General features: G+C 56.9%; 15 protein-coding genes and 1 pseudogene. 2 read left to right on the plus strand and 14 right to left on the minus strand.

Annotated features, from left to right (window positions below; all coding sequences use genetic code 11):
• Positions 1-12: 12 nt before the first annotated feature.
• Complete coding sequence (locus ACN0XM_RS13985) at positions 13-1,497, minus strand: ATP-binding protein (protein ID WP_417567555.1); 1,485 nt, start codon at positions 1,495-1,497, stop codon at positions 13-15.
• Positions 1,484-2,200, minus strand: coding sequence for a response regulator (locus ACN0XM_RS13990; RefSeq protein WP_417567556.1), 717 nt, complete (start codon positions 2,198-2,200; stop codon positions 1,484-1,486). Before ACN0XM_RS13990 ends, ACN0XM_RS13985 begins: the two co-directional genes overlap by 14 nt.
• 120 nt (positions 2,201-2,320) lie before the next feature.
• Here ACN0XM_RS13990 and ACN0XM_RS13995 point away from each other — a divergent pair, with 120 nt between their 5' ends.
• A complete protein-coding gene (locus ACN0XM_RS13995; protein WP_417567557.1) occupies positions 2,321-3,574 on the plus strand; it encodes a hypothetical protein in 1,254 nt (417 codons plus the stop codon).
• Positions 3,575-3,576: 2 nt separating this feature from the next.
• Here ACN0XM_RS13995 and ACN0XM_RS14000 read toward each other — a convergent pair whose 3' ends face one another.
• From ACN0XM_RS14000 to ACN0XM_RS14035, 8 genes and pseudogenes are all read right to left on the minus strand, one after another.
• Positions 3,577-5,265 carry an HAD family hydrolase gene (locus tag ACN0XM_RS14000; RefSeq protein ID WP_417567558.1) on the minus strand — a complete coding sequence of 563 codons (1,689 nt, stop codon included), beginning with the start codon at positions 5,263-5,265 and terminating at the stop codon, positions 3,577-3,579.
• Between the two features lie 202 nt (positions 5,266-5,467).
• Positions 5,468-5,932: a universal stress protein gene (locus tag ACN0XM_RS14005; protein WP_417567559.1), complete on the minus strand. Its 465-nt coding sequence runs from the start codon at positions 5,930-5,932 to the stop codon at positions 5,468-5,470.
• Entirely contained in the window at positions 5,904-7,523 is a 1,620-nt protein-coding gene (locus tag ACN0XM_RS14010) for a BCCT family transporter (RefSeq protein WP_417567560.1), read from the minus strand. Before ACN0XM_RS14010 ends, ACN0XM_RS14005 begins: the two co-directional genes overlap by 29 nt.
• 78 nt (positions 7,524-7,601) lie before the next feature.
• Positions 7,602-8,111: a hypothetical protein gene (locus tag ACN0XM_RS14015; RefSeq protein ID WP_417567561.1), complete on the minus strand. Its 510-nt coding sequence runs from the start codon at positions 8,109-8,111 to the stop codon at positions 7,602-7,604.
• A gap of 130 nt (positions 8,112-8,241) precedes the next feature.
• Positions 8,242-8,400, minus strand: a pseudogene (locus tag ACN0XM_RS14020) (efflux RND transporter permease subunit); the annotation flags it as partial.
• A gap of 376 nt (positions 8,401-8,776) precedes the next feature.
• Positions 8,777-8,965, minus strand: coding sequence for a DUF2933 domain-containing protein (locus ACN0XM_RS14025; protein ID WP_417567562.1), 189 nt, complete (start codon positions 8,963-8,965; stop codon positions 8,777-8,779).
• A gap of 38 nt (positions 8,966-9,003) precedes the next feature.
• Positions 9,004-9,393, minus strand: a complete 390-nt coding sequence (locus ACN0XM_RS14030; RefSeq protein WP_417567563.1) for a YncE family protein — start codon at positions 9,391-9,393, stop codon at positions 9,004-9,006.
• Positions 9,359-10,075 carry a YncE family protein gene (locus ACN0XM_RS14035; RefSeq protein ID WP_417567564.1) on the minus strand — a complete coding sequence of 239 codons (717 nt, stop codon included), beginning with the start codon at positions 10,073-10,075 and terminating at the stop codon, positions 9,359-9,361. The genes ACN0XM_RS14030 and ACN0XM_RS14035 overlap by 35 nt, the downstream gene beginning before the upstream one ends.
• A 530-nt stretch (positions 10,076-10,605) precedes the next feature.
• Between ACN0XM_RS14035 and ACN0XM_RS14040 the strand changes: the two genes are divergently transcribed.
• Positions 10,606-11,619, plus strand: coding sequence for a hypothetical protein (locus ACN0XM_RS14040; RefSeq protein ID WP_417567565.1), 1,014 nt, complete (start codon positions 10,606-10,608; stop codon positions 11,617-11,619).
• 39 nt (positions 11,620-11,658) lie between these two features.
• Here ACN0XM_RS14040 and ACN0XM_RS14045 read toward each other — a convergent pair whose 3' ends face one another.
• The 4 genes from ACN0XM_RS14045 to ACN0XM_RS14060 are packed head-to-tail and all read right to left on the minus strand — an operon-like array spanning position 11,659 to position 16,048.
• Positions 11,659-12,045, minus strand: a complete 387-nt coding sequence (locus ACN0XM_RS14045) for a DUF302 domain-containing protein (protein ID WP_417567566.1) — start codon at positions 12,043-12,045, stop codon at positions 11,659-11,661.
• Positions 12,046-12,069: 24 nt separating this feature from the next.
• Positions 12,070-14,430 carry a heavy metal translocating P-type ATPase gene (locus ACN0XM_RS14050; protein ID WP_417567567.1) on the minus strand — a complete coding sequence of 787 codons (2,361 nt, stop codon included), beginning with the start codon at positions 14,428-14,430 and terminating at the stop codon, positions 12,070-12,072.
• Positions 14,423-14,665 (minus strand): hypothetical protein, encoded by a 243-nt coding sequence (locus ACN0XM_RS14055; RefSeq protein ID WP_417567568.1) that lies wholly within the window; start codon positions 14,663-14,665, stop codon positions 14,423-14,425. Before ACN0XM_RS14055 ends, ACN0XM_RS14050 begins: the two co-directional genes overlap by 8 nt.
• A gap of 27 nt (positions 14,666-14,692) precedes the next feature.
• Positions 14,693-16,048, minus strand: coding sequence for an APC family permease (locus tag ACN0XM_RS14060; RefSeq protein ID WP_417567569.1), 1,356 nt, complete (start codon positions 16,046-16,048; stop codon positions 14,693-14,695).
• Positions 16,049-16,067 lie beyond the last annotated feature (19 nt).

Raw genomic sequence — 16,067 nt, forward strand, 5'->3', positions numbered from 1 at the left:
TACATTGACATCTCAATGGCGAGGCAACGTGAGGGTCACGTGTAGCCCGCCTTCAGGACGGTTGCTGATCTCCAGCTCTCCGCCGTGGCTCTGGGCAATGTTGCGCGCGATCCCAAGACCCAGCCCAAAGCCCTGGCGCTGATTACCATCCAGCCGGTAGTAGGGTTCGAATATGCGGGCCAGCTGGTCTTCAGAGACCCCCGGCCCCTCATCTTCAACATGAATGACCAATCGGCCCGGCCCGTCCTCAAGGCGGACCAGAGCCTTGTGGCCATATTTGACCGCGTTGTCCACCAGGTTTCCAAAACACCGCTTGAGGGCGAGCGGCTTGCCGCGGTAGCGCCGGCAGTGCCCGTACACCATGACACGGCCCGGGGCGTCTCCCTGATAGGCCTCTGCCATCCCCTTGAGCATGCGCTCCACATCAACGGGCTCGGCATTCTCGTGAATATCGGTATCTTTCATGGATTGCAGGGCATTTTTCGCCAGCAACTCCAGTTCCTGCAAGTCCGCCTCCAGGCGCTCGCGCATTACATCATCGTCAATCAGATCTACCCGCAGGCGTAACCGGGTGATCGGTGTTTTCAGGTCATGAGATATTGCACGAAACAACTGATTCCGGTCGCTGATATAACTTTGCAGCCGCCGCCGCATGGTGTTGAAGCTCCGGGTGACCGCCAGGATTTCCGCGCTGCCCTGCTCCGCCAGGGGCGGCTGGCCGTCTTCCAGGGGCAGATCCCGGGCGGCCTTCGCCAGCTTACGCAGGGGGCGCGTCTGCTGCCGGATCAGCCAGGCAAGCACCGGAAAAAGGATGGCAGTCATCACGATCAGGAACAGGATCTGTTGCCCCGGTATCCCCTCGTCCTCCAGTGACACATAGGGCGCCGGCAGCGCGGCCGCCAGGTACAGCCACTCGCCGTCTGTAACCTCGAACTGAGTGACCAGTACCGGCGGATTCAGGGGTTCCAGCGTCAGCGCGTAGTGGGCCCAGGATTGCGGTAGGGCATTCAACGGCAACTCGGTGTTGAGAATCCGTAAATTACCAGGATCCACAAACTCGACATGCAGGTTTATCTGGTTGCCAAGACGCTTACGCAGCACCAACTCAACTTCTTCCGTCACCAGCCGCTTGCGTTCAGTGTCCGGCAACGGCGCCATATTGATCCGTTTGTCGTTGAGCGAAACAAAAAAACGGGTGCCGCCCATGTCGCGGAGCTGGTCCAGCACAATGTGTCGGTATTCCAGCGGCAGGGAATTGAAGAATTGTGCCGTTGCTGCGGCCGACTGGGCCAGGTTACGGGTAGTGGCCACCAGCCCCTGAACCTGTTGCGCCCGGAAGGTCGCTATCCAGGCAGCACTGGAAATTACCTGGGCGCCGGCCATCGCCAGCAGTGTCAGCAGCAGCACACGCCCCAGAAGTGATGACGGAAACCAACGCGTGAAAGAAAACCCGCGCCAGGATGTCTTCCGGGATTGTCCGGAACTATTCGGACGCATAAGCCACCGTTGCCGCAAGAAGGTAGCCGGCCCCACGCACTGTCTTGATCAGTTTCGGATTGCGCCCCTGGTCCCCCAGGCGTTGCCGGAGACGACTGACCGCCACATCCACCACGCGGTCCAGGGGCATGGATTCTCTGCCGCGGGTGACATCGGAAATCGTGTCGCGGTCCAGCACCTGGTTTGGATGGCTCAGGAACAGCTGAAGCAGTGCAAAATCAGCTCCGGAGAGAGCTATCGCCTGACCACTCTCGCTGAGGAGTTCATGGGCCAATATGTCCAGTCGCCAGCGCTCAAAGAGCACGAATCGTGGGTTGTCAGATTGGGTGAAATTGGCCCGCCGCAGCAACGCCTTGACCCTGGCCTGCAATTCCCTGGCACTGAAGGGCTTGGCCAGGTAGTCATCGGCACCCAGCTCCAGCCCCACGACGCGGTCGGTTTCGTCAGAGCTTGCGGTCAGCATGATGATGGGCACACGGGAATGTTCCCGAATCTGCCGGCAAAGGGTGAAACCGTCGTCGCCGGGCAGCATGACATCCAGTACAATCAGATCAACATGGGCTGAACCCAGCTGCGATTGCATCTGGTCTCCGTCTCCGGCAGTCAGTACCGCGTATCCCACTCGGCTCAGGTGTTCTTGCAGTAATTCCCGGATGGCCAGGTCGTCATCCACAACCAGAATCGATGGCTTTCTTTCACTCATGAGTTGGTCTTTATTGTTGTTCATGATGGACAGAATATGTCTTATGGTTTTGAGGCAGAAGCCCCGAGTGAGTGCTAGCCTGCACTCAGGATTGTTAACAAAACGGAAGCAGCATTCACGATGAACCTCCGACTGACCCTGGGCCTGACCACAATACTGGCGTCTTCCATCTGCCGGGCCCAGGCTCCAACGCTGAATCTGTATACCTTTGACAGCCCACCTTATCAGGTTGCCAGCGAAATCACGGAACCGGGTAGAAGCGGAACGGTATTCGGCGAAACCACCGAAACCGTGGTTTGCGCCGCAAATCGTGCTGGCTGGTCAACCCGCATTCGGGTCGCCCCCCAAAATCGCGCCATGCACTCGCTAAAACGCAGCCTGGTGAATGGCTATTTTGCCATTGATCCTTCCATCGAGCTGGATAACATTGCCAGGCGCAGTGACCCGGTTGCACTAGAGAAATGGTACTTCTTCACTACTGAGGAAGGGAAGTTCAACGGGAATGCCCGGATCGGGGTGGTGGATGGCAGTAATGAGCAAGCCTGGCTGAAAGACAACGGTTACACCATCTTCATGAGTGTTGCCTCGCCCTCCCAGCTGCTGGCTCTGCTTCGCCGCGGACGGATTGGTACGGCTCTGATGGATGAGAGAGTCATGACTGATTTGCAGGCGGAAAACCACGCGGCAGGCGCCCTGGGCATCAAGGCCCACTTCGTCCGTTACGCACCTCTGCATCTTTATCTGACCGAATCGTTTGTGGCCCTCCATCCGAAATTTCTTCCCGAATTCAACCGTATGCTTCCGGCCTGCATGACGGGGCAACTGGCGCTCTCGGAAACCGAAGAGTCCAGGATCCGGGCTCTGGCTGACCGTCTGATCAAAGAACTGCATGGCACTCTCAATATCCACCAGGCTGTTGAAGCCGGGCCCCGGCAACAGAGTTTCACGGATGTCATGACACAGGACAGCGTGTGGCAGGTACTCGCCCCGGACATGCCCACGGCACTTGCCAGCTATGTCCTGCAATTACCCGGGTCACGTGCACTGCACGGATGGAAGGTAGCTCATAATGGCCTGGTCAGCGAGGCGATGGTGATCAATGATATGGGAACGCTCGCGGCGATGAGCGAACTCACGTCTGATTATTGGCAAGGGGACGAACCAAAATACCAGGAAGTGGTAAAGAACACGCGCAGAGGGCTCGTGGGACTGGAAGCGCTCTATATTTCGCCGATTCGTTTCGATGCCTCGACATCGCAGTTTCAGGTCACCATCAGCGCCCCGGTCGAGCCCATTGAAGAGGGGGTACCGAGAGGCATCATTGTGCTGGGTCTGAATGCCGAGGAGGCACTGCACAGCCAGGACATCCCCTGAGGTCAGGGTGGTCCCACCTCGCACGCCAGTACCAGGGCCCAGAACTCTGAAAAATCGTTGACCACCACATCCGGCTTGTCCGGATGCTTGTGCGTGCCGGGGAAGATCTTGTTGAGCCACGGCAAATCCCACTGGGCGCCGTTAAAGAACACCGAGGTCATACCGGCACGCTTGGCCGCAATCACATCGGTTGTGCTGTCCCCCACATACCAGACGCTCGGGTCCGGCGGGTAATCCAGTTTCTGCACCGCCAGCAACAATTGATCCGGATGAGGTTTGCGCAATGGCGTGTCGTCTCCGCACACATCCACATCAAACAGGTGAGCCCAGCAAGCGCCATCCACCAAAGCCAGCTCTTTTTCAAAAAACTCACGGTCCCGGTTGGTAATCACCCCTACCTGGATCCCCAGCCGTCGCAGCCCCTCCAGCACCTCGCGCACCTTCGGCTCGAACGCCTTGACGGTGCCATAGTGCTTTCGATAGTGATCATTAAAAGCCTTGTGCGCAACCTGCTTGGCCTCCTGATCCTCCCCAAACAGCACTTCGAAAATATCGGTCCGGGATATTTTCCGGTCAGCCTTTACCTTCGGATGCAGCCTCGCAAACTCGCGTACATAGGCCACCAGTTTGACGTCCTCCGGTGTCTTGCTGTCCTCGGGCGCTACCATCCGGTCCATAAGTTTGAGCTTGTGGAAATCCGGCAGCATGTCATCCACTGCGTGGTACATGGCATCCAGGGTATCCACCAGGGTGGCGTGCCAGTCGAACAGGATAACCGCCGGCCGGATCAGTTTGACCACAGCCGGGTGCCAGTCCGGCTCAATGCGGGGTTCCGGACGCCGCGGTGGCGGGAATGGTTTTGGCCGGACCTCCGCCGGGGCCCGATAAAACGCCTCCGGCTCGCTCCTTTCGAGCAGGGCCAGCAAATCCATAAGGTCTTCAAAACTGTCCAGGATAGCTGACGGCGCATCCCGGTGTGAGAACCAGCTGTCTATCCGGCCCGATTCCCAGCAGGCACCGTTGTAGAAAACGCCGGACACGCCGGCCCTGTTGGCGGTAAGCATGTCAACATAACTATCACCGACGTACCAGGCCCGTTTATCGGCCGGTAATCCGAGTTTCTCCAGAGCCCTGAGGATGACCTCAGGATCGGGCTTGTATTCGGTCACGTCGTCGGCACAGACCGTGGTATCAAACAAATGCTGCCAGCGGCCTTCATCCACCGTGCGCAGTTCCTTGTCGAGAAACTCCCGGTTCCGGTTGGTCGAGACCGCCAGCCGGATACCCACGGCCCTTAGCGCCGAGAGGTACTCATAGGCGCCGGACTGGAAGGGTTTCACTTGACCGAAATAGCGACGATAGGCCTCGTTGTAGGCCTTGTGGGCAATCAGTTTGGCGTCTTTGTCGTCGCCAAAAATGGCGTTGAAGATATCCGTCCTTGAAACCCGGCGCTCAGCAAGGATGCGCGGGTGCAGACGCCGAAAAATCCGGATGTAGCGAACCAGCCGCGCATCGTCCGCCGTGCGGCACTGATCCTCTGGCAACAGCCGCTCCACCAGACCCAGCTCCTCCAGTTGCGGCAACATGTCTTCCATGGCGCTGAACATAGCATCGTGGGTGTCTACCAGCGTGCCGTGCCAGTCAAAGATCAGTACCGCCGGAGCCGGCAAATGGTCACTGAATCGGGCCATGGACAGTCCTTCGGAGTTTCAGGAACGCACAAGTATTCATCATCAGTAAAAACCATTTGGCTCCAATGCACAAAACCCCATTTCCCCGAGAAAACCTGCCCGAGCACTCGCCGCCCGGCTTGCCCGGCACAAAGGACCGATTCAGAAGCGCCCCAGACTACCGTCCGGGAGCCATTCCGATCAGTTATCGCTGTTTGACTATTCAGTCGCCACCTTCGTTATCTTTTTCAGGTTCCGACTTTTCCAGCGACGGCAGTACAAGGACCGGACATGGGGCATTTACCGAAACATACTCTACGGTCGCCTTACGCAGGGGCCAGTGACCACTGCTGCCCCGGGAAACCAGTAACATCAGGTCGGCACAGAGCTGCCCGGCCAGCGCGACCAGTTTCTCGCCAGCACTCCCGGCCACCACATGCAGGCTCGCACTGCGGTTCAAAGGCAGATATTTTCGCACGAGCAGATCCAGCACCTCCCTAACCCTGGCCTCCTTCTGCTCTGGCGCCTCTTCCGTTACGTGCGGAAAGAATCCACCCCCGCCCGGACTGTAAACACTGGCAAGATGCAGCTCACCGTCCTCGGCCAGAAGATCCATGGCGGCTTCCAGGGCACGCTTGCCCTCTCCATCGTCTTCCGGATCAATTGCGATCAACAGTTTCCGATACATAGTCGTTCTCCCGTTTGGTTTCGGAGGTGGCCTCCACTTCCGGGAAGGCGCGGCCCCGCACCAGTTCGTTCATGCTGTAGCCGCGGTAATCTGCCCGAAGTGCCCGAAACAGAGCCACCGCCATGAAGATCAGCAAAATGCAGAAGGGGAGCCCCAGAGAGGTAATCACATTCTGCAGCGCATCCAGCCCACCTGCCAGCAACAAGGTAGCGGCAATAACACCCTGGGCCGCCGCCCAGAATATCCGCTGGCGCACCAGGGATGGTTGATCATCCCGCCGGGTCAGCATATCGATCACAAGTGAGGCGGAATCCGATGACGTGGTAAAGAAAATGACGATGATGACCACGCTCAGGGCCGACGCCACGTTCGCAAACGGGAATGCTTCCAGGAAGGCGAAAATGGCCACGGAGGGATCCTGCTGTACCTGTTCAGCCAAAGCTACCTGACCGGTCATTTCCACCTGGATGGCAGATAGCCCGAAAATTCCGAACCACACCAGAGTGAAGGCTGTGGGGGCAAACAGAACACCGGCAACAAATTCGCGGATGGTCCGCCCACGGGAGATCCGGGCGATAAAGATTCCGACATAAGGCGCCCAGGAGATGGTCCAGGCCCAGTAGAACAGGGTCCACTGCCGCTGCCAGTCAGTTTCCGTATATGTTTGAGTCCAGAACGCCAGCCACGGCAAGGCGTCGAGATAATCCCCCACGCTCTGAACCATTCCTTCGGCAATAAACACAGTTGGCCCAACCGTGAGCACGAACACAAGCAAGACCATGGCCAGCACAATGTTCAGCTGCGACAGCCGGCGAACGCCCTTGTCCAGCCCAAGAGCCACTGAAGTAGCGGCAATACTGGTAATCACCGCGATCAGAATAACCTGGACCAGGCCGGTGGACGGCGTGCCAAACAGATAGTTCAGACCACTGTTTAGCTGCAGGGTCCCCAGCCCCAGGGAGGTCGCCACGCCGAACAGGGTGCCGAGCACGGCAATCACATCCACCGCCCAGCCCCAGGGCCCGAATGCCCGCTCCCCGAGGATCGGATAGAACAGGCTACTGATGCGCATGGGCAGGTTGTGCCGGTAGGCAAAGTAACCGATCGCCAGCCCCGGCATAGCAAAAATGGTCCAGGTGTGCAGGCCAAAATGATAGAGCGCGATGGTCATGGCGTCACTGGCCGCCCGTTCCGAGCCCGGTTGAACGCCTTCAAACGGTGGGTTGGCAAAGTGGGAAACCGGCTCTGCCACACCCCAGAACATCAGAATGGTGCCGATGCCCGCGGCGAACAGCATGGTGAACCAGGTCAGGTTGGAGTAATCGGGGCGGCTGTCGTCGGCGCCCAGACGAATGTTACCGTAGCGACTGACCGCCAGACCGAGCAGAAAGAACAGCAGTGCGCTGACGGCGAGAATATAGAACCAGCCCAGATTATAGGCTACCCAACCGGTCAGCAGCCCAAAACTGTCGGCAACGACCTCGTCAAATGGGACTGCCAGGGCAACAAACAACGTAGCGACCCCAGCCGACGTGAAAAACACCCCGGGTATGGTCTGCAATCCCAATCGGCGTTGCAGCCGTTCCAGCACATGAGCCTCCGTTTGTTCCGAAAAGATCGGCGAAAGGCTCTACGCTACCACACGCGCCTGCCGGTTTCGGGACAGAGATCAATTCCGGTTCAGTTGCCTCTGGTGCTCCAGCATCTGTTCCATCATCAGCTGCATCTGGTTCATGCGATTCTCCATCAGGTCCATCCGCTGCTGATAATCCATGCCCGCAGCACCTGAGTTCTTCCCCTGAGCATTGCCGGGCTGTTTCTTGGCCTGGCCCTGATTATTCATCATTCCCTCATTGTTCATCATGCCCTGGTTATTCATATTGCCCTGACCACCGCCCATCATGCCGGGCCCCATCATGCCCTGATGCATCAACTCCATCTGCTCTTCCATGGCCTTCCAGTGTTCGTTGAGGAGGCGTTGGCGGTCCTCCGGAGAATTGGCGCCGGACATGCCTTGCATCATTTCGTGCATTTGCGACCAGTTCCGATTCATCTGATCCTGGTCCATCATCATGCCCGGACCGTGTCCCTGCCAGGCGCCCTCGTCACCATGAGCAAAGACCAACAGGGGTGTAGAAACGAGAACGGAGCACGCGATTAAACGGGTAAATCTGTTCATGAGACTCTCCTTATGTCTGCATTCGTCTGCATCCCTTTCAGTAAAGACCATGAAACTGAATCGAGGCTGAAAATTAAGCTTACAGCGAGGTCAATTCACGGCATGTTGACCTGAATCATGAAAACTGGGCTCAAGCCCTCACACTCCTCTGCTTCCACAGATAAAACAGTACAGGAATGACAAGCAGGGCAAGCATCACGGCACTGATCATACCTCCGGCCATCGGCGCCGCAATACGCCCCATAACCTCGGAACCTGTGCCGGTACCAATCATTATAGGTACCAGGCCACAGACATCTGAATCACACTCATTCCTGAACCTATTTCAAGATTAACAACCTAAACCAGTAGTCGGTCACCTTTTATTAAAGGTTCTCGGCTATTTATTACATGTTAAATATATAGCAATTACTTCCTCTCAACTTCCACCATTTCTAAAAAAAGTGCAGAAAAACCATTACATCTCCTTCAGCCCCAGCGGCTCTAATCTCCCGAGTTCGCTGTCCTCGTCACCTCCGAGCCATTGGTACGCATAAAGTACCGGCCGTGGTTTCTATCTGACCAAAGGGGCCGCTCCATACCTTCGATTAGAGAAACAGCCGAGGGGGTAGCCGCGAAAAGATGACCCGATATTGCATACAAGAGAAGAACAATAATCCAGAGTCTCATTGGTCAGGTCTGCGCTTCGAGCCATTCTGGTTGTGGTGGCCATGCACAAACATGTGCATTAAGGGACACGCGAGAAGTATCAGCCAGGGCAACGCATCGAGAAGATGCCCCCTGTGCTCGCCCCAAAACAAAAACAGCGCAACGATCGCAAATATTGCCAGTGGAATTTTAGAACGCCGGTCCATCACTGTTCCTTCTATAAAGTGAGCCAAACCTGCATTAGTTACTGGCCCTCAATCGATATCTGATGACCTATCCCATCCAGCAAAACTTCATCGACAATGGCCAGGCTCACCGGATCAAGTACCCAGAGCCTGGCCTCGCCACGACTGGTGACCAGTATGCGGCCATCGACAGGGGAAACTGCCAGGTGGTAGGGCGCGGGGGCCAGCTGTACACTTTTGCTGGCGTTTTGGTAGAGCTCTATGCGAGTGACCCTTTCATCGCCCTGGCTGGTTGCAAAAAGAACCTTCCCATCGGCACTCAGGCCCAAGCCATGAGGCGCTTCCCCAATTTCGTACCGTGACGTCACAGCACCTTCAGAAAGCTTTAGAGCAACGGCCTCACCGGCGGCAACGTCATTGATGTAAATGATAATCTTCGTCGGGGGCAAGAGCCATGTGCTCGGGTGCCCCGCCTATGCGTACATTTTGCTTAACGAACCAGTTCCGGGTATCCACCTCGCTAACTGTGCCATTACCGGTATTGCTGACGAATAATGTCTGGCCGTCACCCGTCGTCGCTATGTAGTTGGGAGAAGGGCCAGTCGCGATCACTTCAATGACTTCTCCGGAGTCCAGATCCACAACGCTGATACCTCCGCCCATCGGATGTGTTGAAACGGCGTAGCGACCATCCTGTGTGACCAGAACATGATGCACTGGTCCCGGTACTTCAAACACGCTGTCAATTTCATTGGTGTTGGTATCCACGACGTAGATACGACCCGTACCTGGCTGCTTCGAAGCCGCACCGCCCTGTGCCCCGTGGTGGGAGGCGTGCTCATCTTCCGTGACACTCTCTGGACGAGCGGGCGGTTCCTGATTGTCATGGGCCGTCAAACTGCCCACAATAAGATAGCGGCCATCCGGAGTCAGTGCGGAACCATGGGTATTGACCGTGCCAGGAATCGTGGACGTCAAACGATGGCTTTCCAGGCCCATAACACCTACGGAGTCTGCCGTCCCCATTGGAATGAAGGCGCGACTACTGCCCGCCGATACTGCCAGTGACAGACCCATTAAAAGTAAAGCGGTAAGGCCTGCAAACCACTGCTTGCGCAACTGATGTTTCATAAGATCACCTTGTGATCGGAACAATGGAATGGCTCTTTATTGCCCGATCAGCGACGTTTGCACGCTTGCGAACAAAAAGTTTGCTTCAATCCGAGTTGAACATGCCAAGCTGAAACAGAGCTGAAAACCATTCCGGAAGATGCATCTACTTGACGTGGATCAGTATCACCAGCAAACGCCCGGCTTTAGACCAGGACTCAGATTTCACCCATTTGGTAAAGCAACTCCCTGACAGTGGTGGCCGAATGCACGACGAAACCAAAAATAGCCAGCAAACAGCCAGTACCAATGCAGCTCTACTCAATCGTCATTGTTATTGCATTACCCTTGATCAAGAGGCACTCAACTCAAGTCTTCGGGATCAATTTTCAAACGCTGACACCGAATTCCCGGCGGCAGCGATCCCGAAGCTTGATCATTTCTTCTCGGACACAGCCGTTTTTGTCCCCGAGAGTGATATTTTGACGATGGAGGGAGTCGTTCAGGCTATTGAGTCAGCAAGCAGGCTTCCGTCTTACCTGAAACAAGTCTTGTCCTGGGCTCCAGACATCGCACAGTTCGATCCCGGCCCCATCGGGGCGTTTATGGGCTATGACTTTCACCTTGGGCCAGAAGGCCCTCAGCTGATCGAGATCAACACCAATGCCGGAGGTGCTTTTCTTAACACTGTGCTCGCCCGGGCTCAAAGCCGATGTTGCCAGCCACCTCAAAACGCGCCCGCAATCAGCCCGGCGCTTGACAGGTTCGATGATGCCGTGTTCGAGATGTTTAAACATGAATGGCAAAGGCAGCGCCGGGAGTCGATGCCGCAGCGACTGGCCATCGTTGATGACGCCCCTGAGAGTCAGTTTCTGTTCCCGGAGTTCCAACTGGCCCAGCGACTTCTTCTGGCCCGGGGAATAGATACCCTGGTCCTTGACCCTGCTGAGTTCGAGTATGCCAATGGAGAGCTTACCGCCGGTGGAAAACGCATTGATCTGGTGTATAACAGGCTGGTGGATTTCGCACTGGATGCTCCGAACCATGCGACCTTAAGACGGGCCTATCTCGACGGCGCTGTCGTCGTAACGCCCAACCCGCGAACCCACTCAGTGCTGGCCGACAAACGGAATCTGACCCTCTTGTCAGACTCCGAGACTCTTCGCGAATGGGGACTGGGCACGGAGAACGTGAAGCTACTGGAAAGGGCTGTTCCAAAGACCAGGCTGGTTTCCAGGGACGACGCGACCGAACTATGGCGAGATCGCCGCAAGCTCTTCTTCAAGCCCTTTTCAGGCCATGGCAGTAAAGGTGTGTACCGGGGCGACAAACTGACTCGACGGGTTTTCGAAAACATACTCGAGGGTGACTACATTGCGCAGGACCTCGTTCCCCCGGGTGAGCGAGGCCTCAAAATTGATGACACGGTAACCACCGGAAAGGTCGATATTCGTCTGTACACCTACAATGGCAAAACGCTGCTTACCGCTGCCCGCATCTACAAGGGGCAGACCACCAACTTTCGAACGCCCGGAGGTGGCTTTGCCCCCGTCTTTCAGGTGTAACTACCTCCCGGCACTGGCATCCATAAGGTTTCTACAGCTTCAGACCGCCTGAACCACCTCAGAAAGCATATCCCTGACTTTCCCGGCAACCTGCTTGAGCTCGTCATTATCAATGGCGGTCATAGACACCACGGGGTCTATTGCGCTGACCTCTACCCCTTCCGACACCTCTCGAAGAATGACGTTGCAAGGCAGCATGGCGCCCACACGAGGCTCAAGACCAATTGCTTCCCAGGCCATCGCAGGGTTACAGGCTCCAAGGATGAGATATGCCGGCATATCCTTTTCCAGTTTTTTCTTCATGGTGGCCTTGACGTCAATCTCCGTCAGCACTCCGAAACCGTGATCGGCAAGTGCCTGACGCGCCCTCTTGTCCACGGCCTCAAAATCCACATTCTTGATAATTCGATTGATCGTGTATGACATAACTTTCTCCAATGATTCAGAAGTTTATTGTTTCGGTTCCAGTTTGATCACTCGCAAGCGCAGCGCATTCACTATCACGCTGACCGAGGACAGCGACATGGCGGCCGCTGCGAAAATCGGCGACAGCAGTATGCCGAAAAACGGGTACAGTACCCCGGCGGCAATGGGCACACCGGCGGAATTGTAGATGAAGGCGAAAAACAGATTCTGCCGGATGTTGCGCATGGTCGCCAAAGATAACCGACGCGCTTCCACGATCCCCATCAGATCACCTCGCAATAATGTAATACCAGCACTTTCGATGGCCACATCGGTGCCGGTGCCCATGGCCACGCCGACATCGGCCGTCGCCAAGGCTGGCGCATCGTTAACGCCGTCGCCGGCCATCGCCACGATGCGGCCTTCATCTTTCAGGCGCTGGACAATCTTGCCCTTGTCTTCCGGCAGGACTTCCGCTTCCACTTCATCAATATGCAGTTTGCGGGCAACCGCTTCGGCAGAGGTGCGGTTATCGCCGGTCAGCATGACTACCCGGATGCCATCTTTCTGCAGGGCGGAAATGGCGGCTTCGGTGGTTTCCTTCACCGGATCAGCTATGGCAAGTAGGCCAGCGACTTCACCATCCACAGCCGCGAAAATTACCGTGGCCCCATCCTTGCGAAGTTGGTCAGCCTCAGTTTCAAACCCGGAGGTATCAACGTTTTCGGATTCCATCAACAGTCGATTACCGATCAGTACCTGCCGTCCCTCGATCTTGCCAGTTACGCCCTTGCCATTCGGAGAGTCAAAGCCCTCAGCATCCGGCAGTTCAAGCCCCATCACGGCGGCCTTGTCGAGAACGGCATGAGCCAGCGGGTGCTCACTGCCCTTCTCCAGGCCGCCGGCAAATCGCATCAGCTCTTCCTCACTGAATCCCTCGGCGGGAACCAGCTTTGTAACCTGAGGTTTGCCTTCAGTCAGCGTGCCGGTCTTGTCCACCACAACCGTATCCACCTTTTCCATCCGCTCCAGCGCTTCCGCATCACGGATCAGCACTCCGCTTTGGGCACCCCGGCCGACACCCACCATGATGGACATTGGGGTTGCCAGGCCCAGCGCACAGGGGCAGGCGATAATCAGCACACTCACGGCAGCGATCAGACCGAAGGCCATAGGCGGTGTTGGCCCAACGAACGACCAGGCGATAAAGGCGATTATGGCGACCAGGATTACGGCCGGCACAAAGTATCCCGCCACTTTGTCCGCCAGGCCCTGAATCGGTGCCCGGCTGCGCTGGGCGCTAGCCACCATCTGCACGATCTGGGACAGCATAGTATCCCGGCCCACCTTGTCGGCCCGCATGATGAAGCTGCCCTGCTGATTGATGCTGCCGCCGATCACCTCATCGCCAGCTTTCTTGCTGACCGCCAGGGGCTCACCGGTCACCATGGATTCATCCACATTCGAACTGCCCTCAAGCACCTCACCGTCCAGCGGCACCTTGTCTCCCGGGCGCACCCGCAGGCGATCACCGACCTTGACCTGATCCAGCGACACATCGGCCTCGCCGCCGCCATCATCCAGCCTCCGGGCAGTCGCAGGCGCCAGGTCCAAAAGGGCCTTGATGGCACCGGAGGTTTTCTCCCGGGCTCGCAGCTCCAGCACCTGTCCAAGCAACACCAGCACCACGATGACCGCCGCCGCTTCGAAATACACGGCAACCGAGCCACCCTCCTGCCGGAAGGCATCGGGGAAAATCTGTGGCGCCAATGTTGCCACCAGGCTGTAGACCAAGGCTACGCCGGTACCAATGGAAATCAGCGTGAACATGTTCAGATTACGGCTGACCACGGACTTCCAGCCCCGGACAAAGAACGGCCAGCCGCACCAGAGCACCACGGGCGTAGCCAGCACCAGCTGAATCCAGTTGGACATCTGCGGCGCCACAATGTGATCAAGCCCCGTCAGGTGGCCCCCCATTTCTAGCACCAGCACCGGCAAGGTCAGAACCAGGCCAATCCAGAATCGGCGAGTCATATCCCTGAGCTCTTCCGACGGCCCTTCATCGAGACTCACCTGCTCCGGCTCCAGGGCCATGCCGCAGATGGGGCAGTCTCCCGGCCCTTGCTGGCGAATCTCCGGATGCATGGGGCAGGTGTACATGGTGCCCGGCGCTACCGGCTCCTGCGGCTTCTGTTCCTCACCAAGGTACTGTTCCGGGTTCTCATCGAACTTGGACTGGCAGCGTGACGAGCAAAAGTACCAGGTTTTGCCGCCCTGCCGGCTTCGATGTTCCGCCGTGTGCGGATCCACGCTCATACCACAGACTGGATCCCTGGTGGTCTGCTCGCCGGATTCTCCCTGGCCCTGATGATGGAGGTTATGGGCGTGATGGTGCTCAGCCATTTCGGTCTCCCGTTTTGTCTGCTGGCCAATCCGCGAACGCAATGAAATAGAGCAGAATGAGGTTGACGATGGGAATCAGTATCAGGACGCCCATCCAGCCCGGGTAGCCCGTACGCTGGCAAATACGCCAGGCCGGAATCACCACGACAATGGCAATCACCAGCATCCACAGCCAGTGCCCTGCCCACATGGTGTTGCCAAACATGGTATTACCAAACGTTGCATTTCCCATCATGGCACTTCCCTCCATGTCGAATTCTGGTTAGTGGTGATCATGAGCATGAGCCTCTTCCTGCCCCGGTGGCCGGGATATTTCAGACTTTTTCAGAAAAATCTGCTCAGCCACTGCAATAATGATCATGGTGACGACCGCCACACCGATGACAAACGGGTCCGTGTTGAGCTTGACCCAGACAAAGCCCCCAAGTACCAGCAGATCCAGAAAAATGGCCACTGCTGGCACCCAGGCTGTGGCGTTGACGTCCTCGCGAAGATACCGAAGAACCCCCCAGTGAATGGCAATATCCATTATCAGGTAAAACACTATGCCCAGCGCGGCAATCCGGGAGAGGTCAAAGAAAGCCGTCAGAATGAGACCCAGGACCACCGTATAGACCAGTGTGTGCTTCTGGATGCTGCCGGGCATGCCGAAATGCCGGTGGGGCACCAGTTTCATTTCCGTCAGCATTGCCAACATTCGGGAAACTGCAAATATGCTCGCCAGAATGCCACCGGCCGTTGCCATCATGGCAATGGCCACAGTGAACCAGACGGCGTATTCACCCAGTGCCGGGCGTGCTGCAGCGGCAAGAGAGTAGTCCCGGGTCTCGATGATTTCAGCCAGGGACAGATTGCTGGCAACGGCAAAACCGACCAGAGTGTAGATAACCACGCAGGCCGCAATAGAAATAACGATGGCCCGCCCTACATTCCGCTTGGGGTCTATTACTTCGGAGCCGCTGTTGGTAATGGTGGTGAAGCCCTTGAAGGCCAGTATTCCCAGTGCCGTCGCACCGAGAAAGTTGCCCATGGTTCCGGCCTCCCCCGGGCTCGAAAAGTCTACCGAGATGGCGTCGGCAACCCAGACACCCACCAGCCCGAAAATCAGTATGCCCCCGATCTTCAGAATTCCTATGAAGGACGCCACCCCCTGAATCATCTGGTTGCCCAGCAAGTTGATCAGAAAGGCAGCCAGAATGAGCGATACCCCGAGAATGGGCACCATACGGCCGCTTTCGTCACCCCCGAACAGCTGCATGCTGTAGGAGCCGAAGGTGCGGGCCAGAAAGCTCTGGGCAATCACCATGGAAAAATACATCAGCAGGGCGTTGAACGCGGTTGGCAGCCGGTTTCCGTAGGCCTTGTGCAGATACATGCCGATACCGCCGGCCGAGGGGTATGCATTGGAAATCTTGATGTAGGAGTAGGCGCTGAAGGCAACGATCACCGCTGCAGCCAGGAACGCCAGCGGAAAAAGAGCCCCCGTCATCTGTGCCATCTGTCCGGTCAGCGCAAAGATACCGGCGCCAATCATGACGCCGGTTCCCAACATAACCGTTCCCGGCAGGGTAAGACTGCCTTCCTGATAGCGAGTAGTTCTGTCCTGCTCCCTACTCATTCAACCTCCTGCTGTTTTC

Origin of the sequence: Marinobacter sp., assembly GCF_048269445.1 — a bacterium.
GTDB lineage: Bacteria > Pseudomonadota > Gammaproteobacteria > Pseudomonadales > Oleiphilaceae > Marinobacter.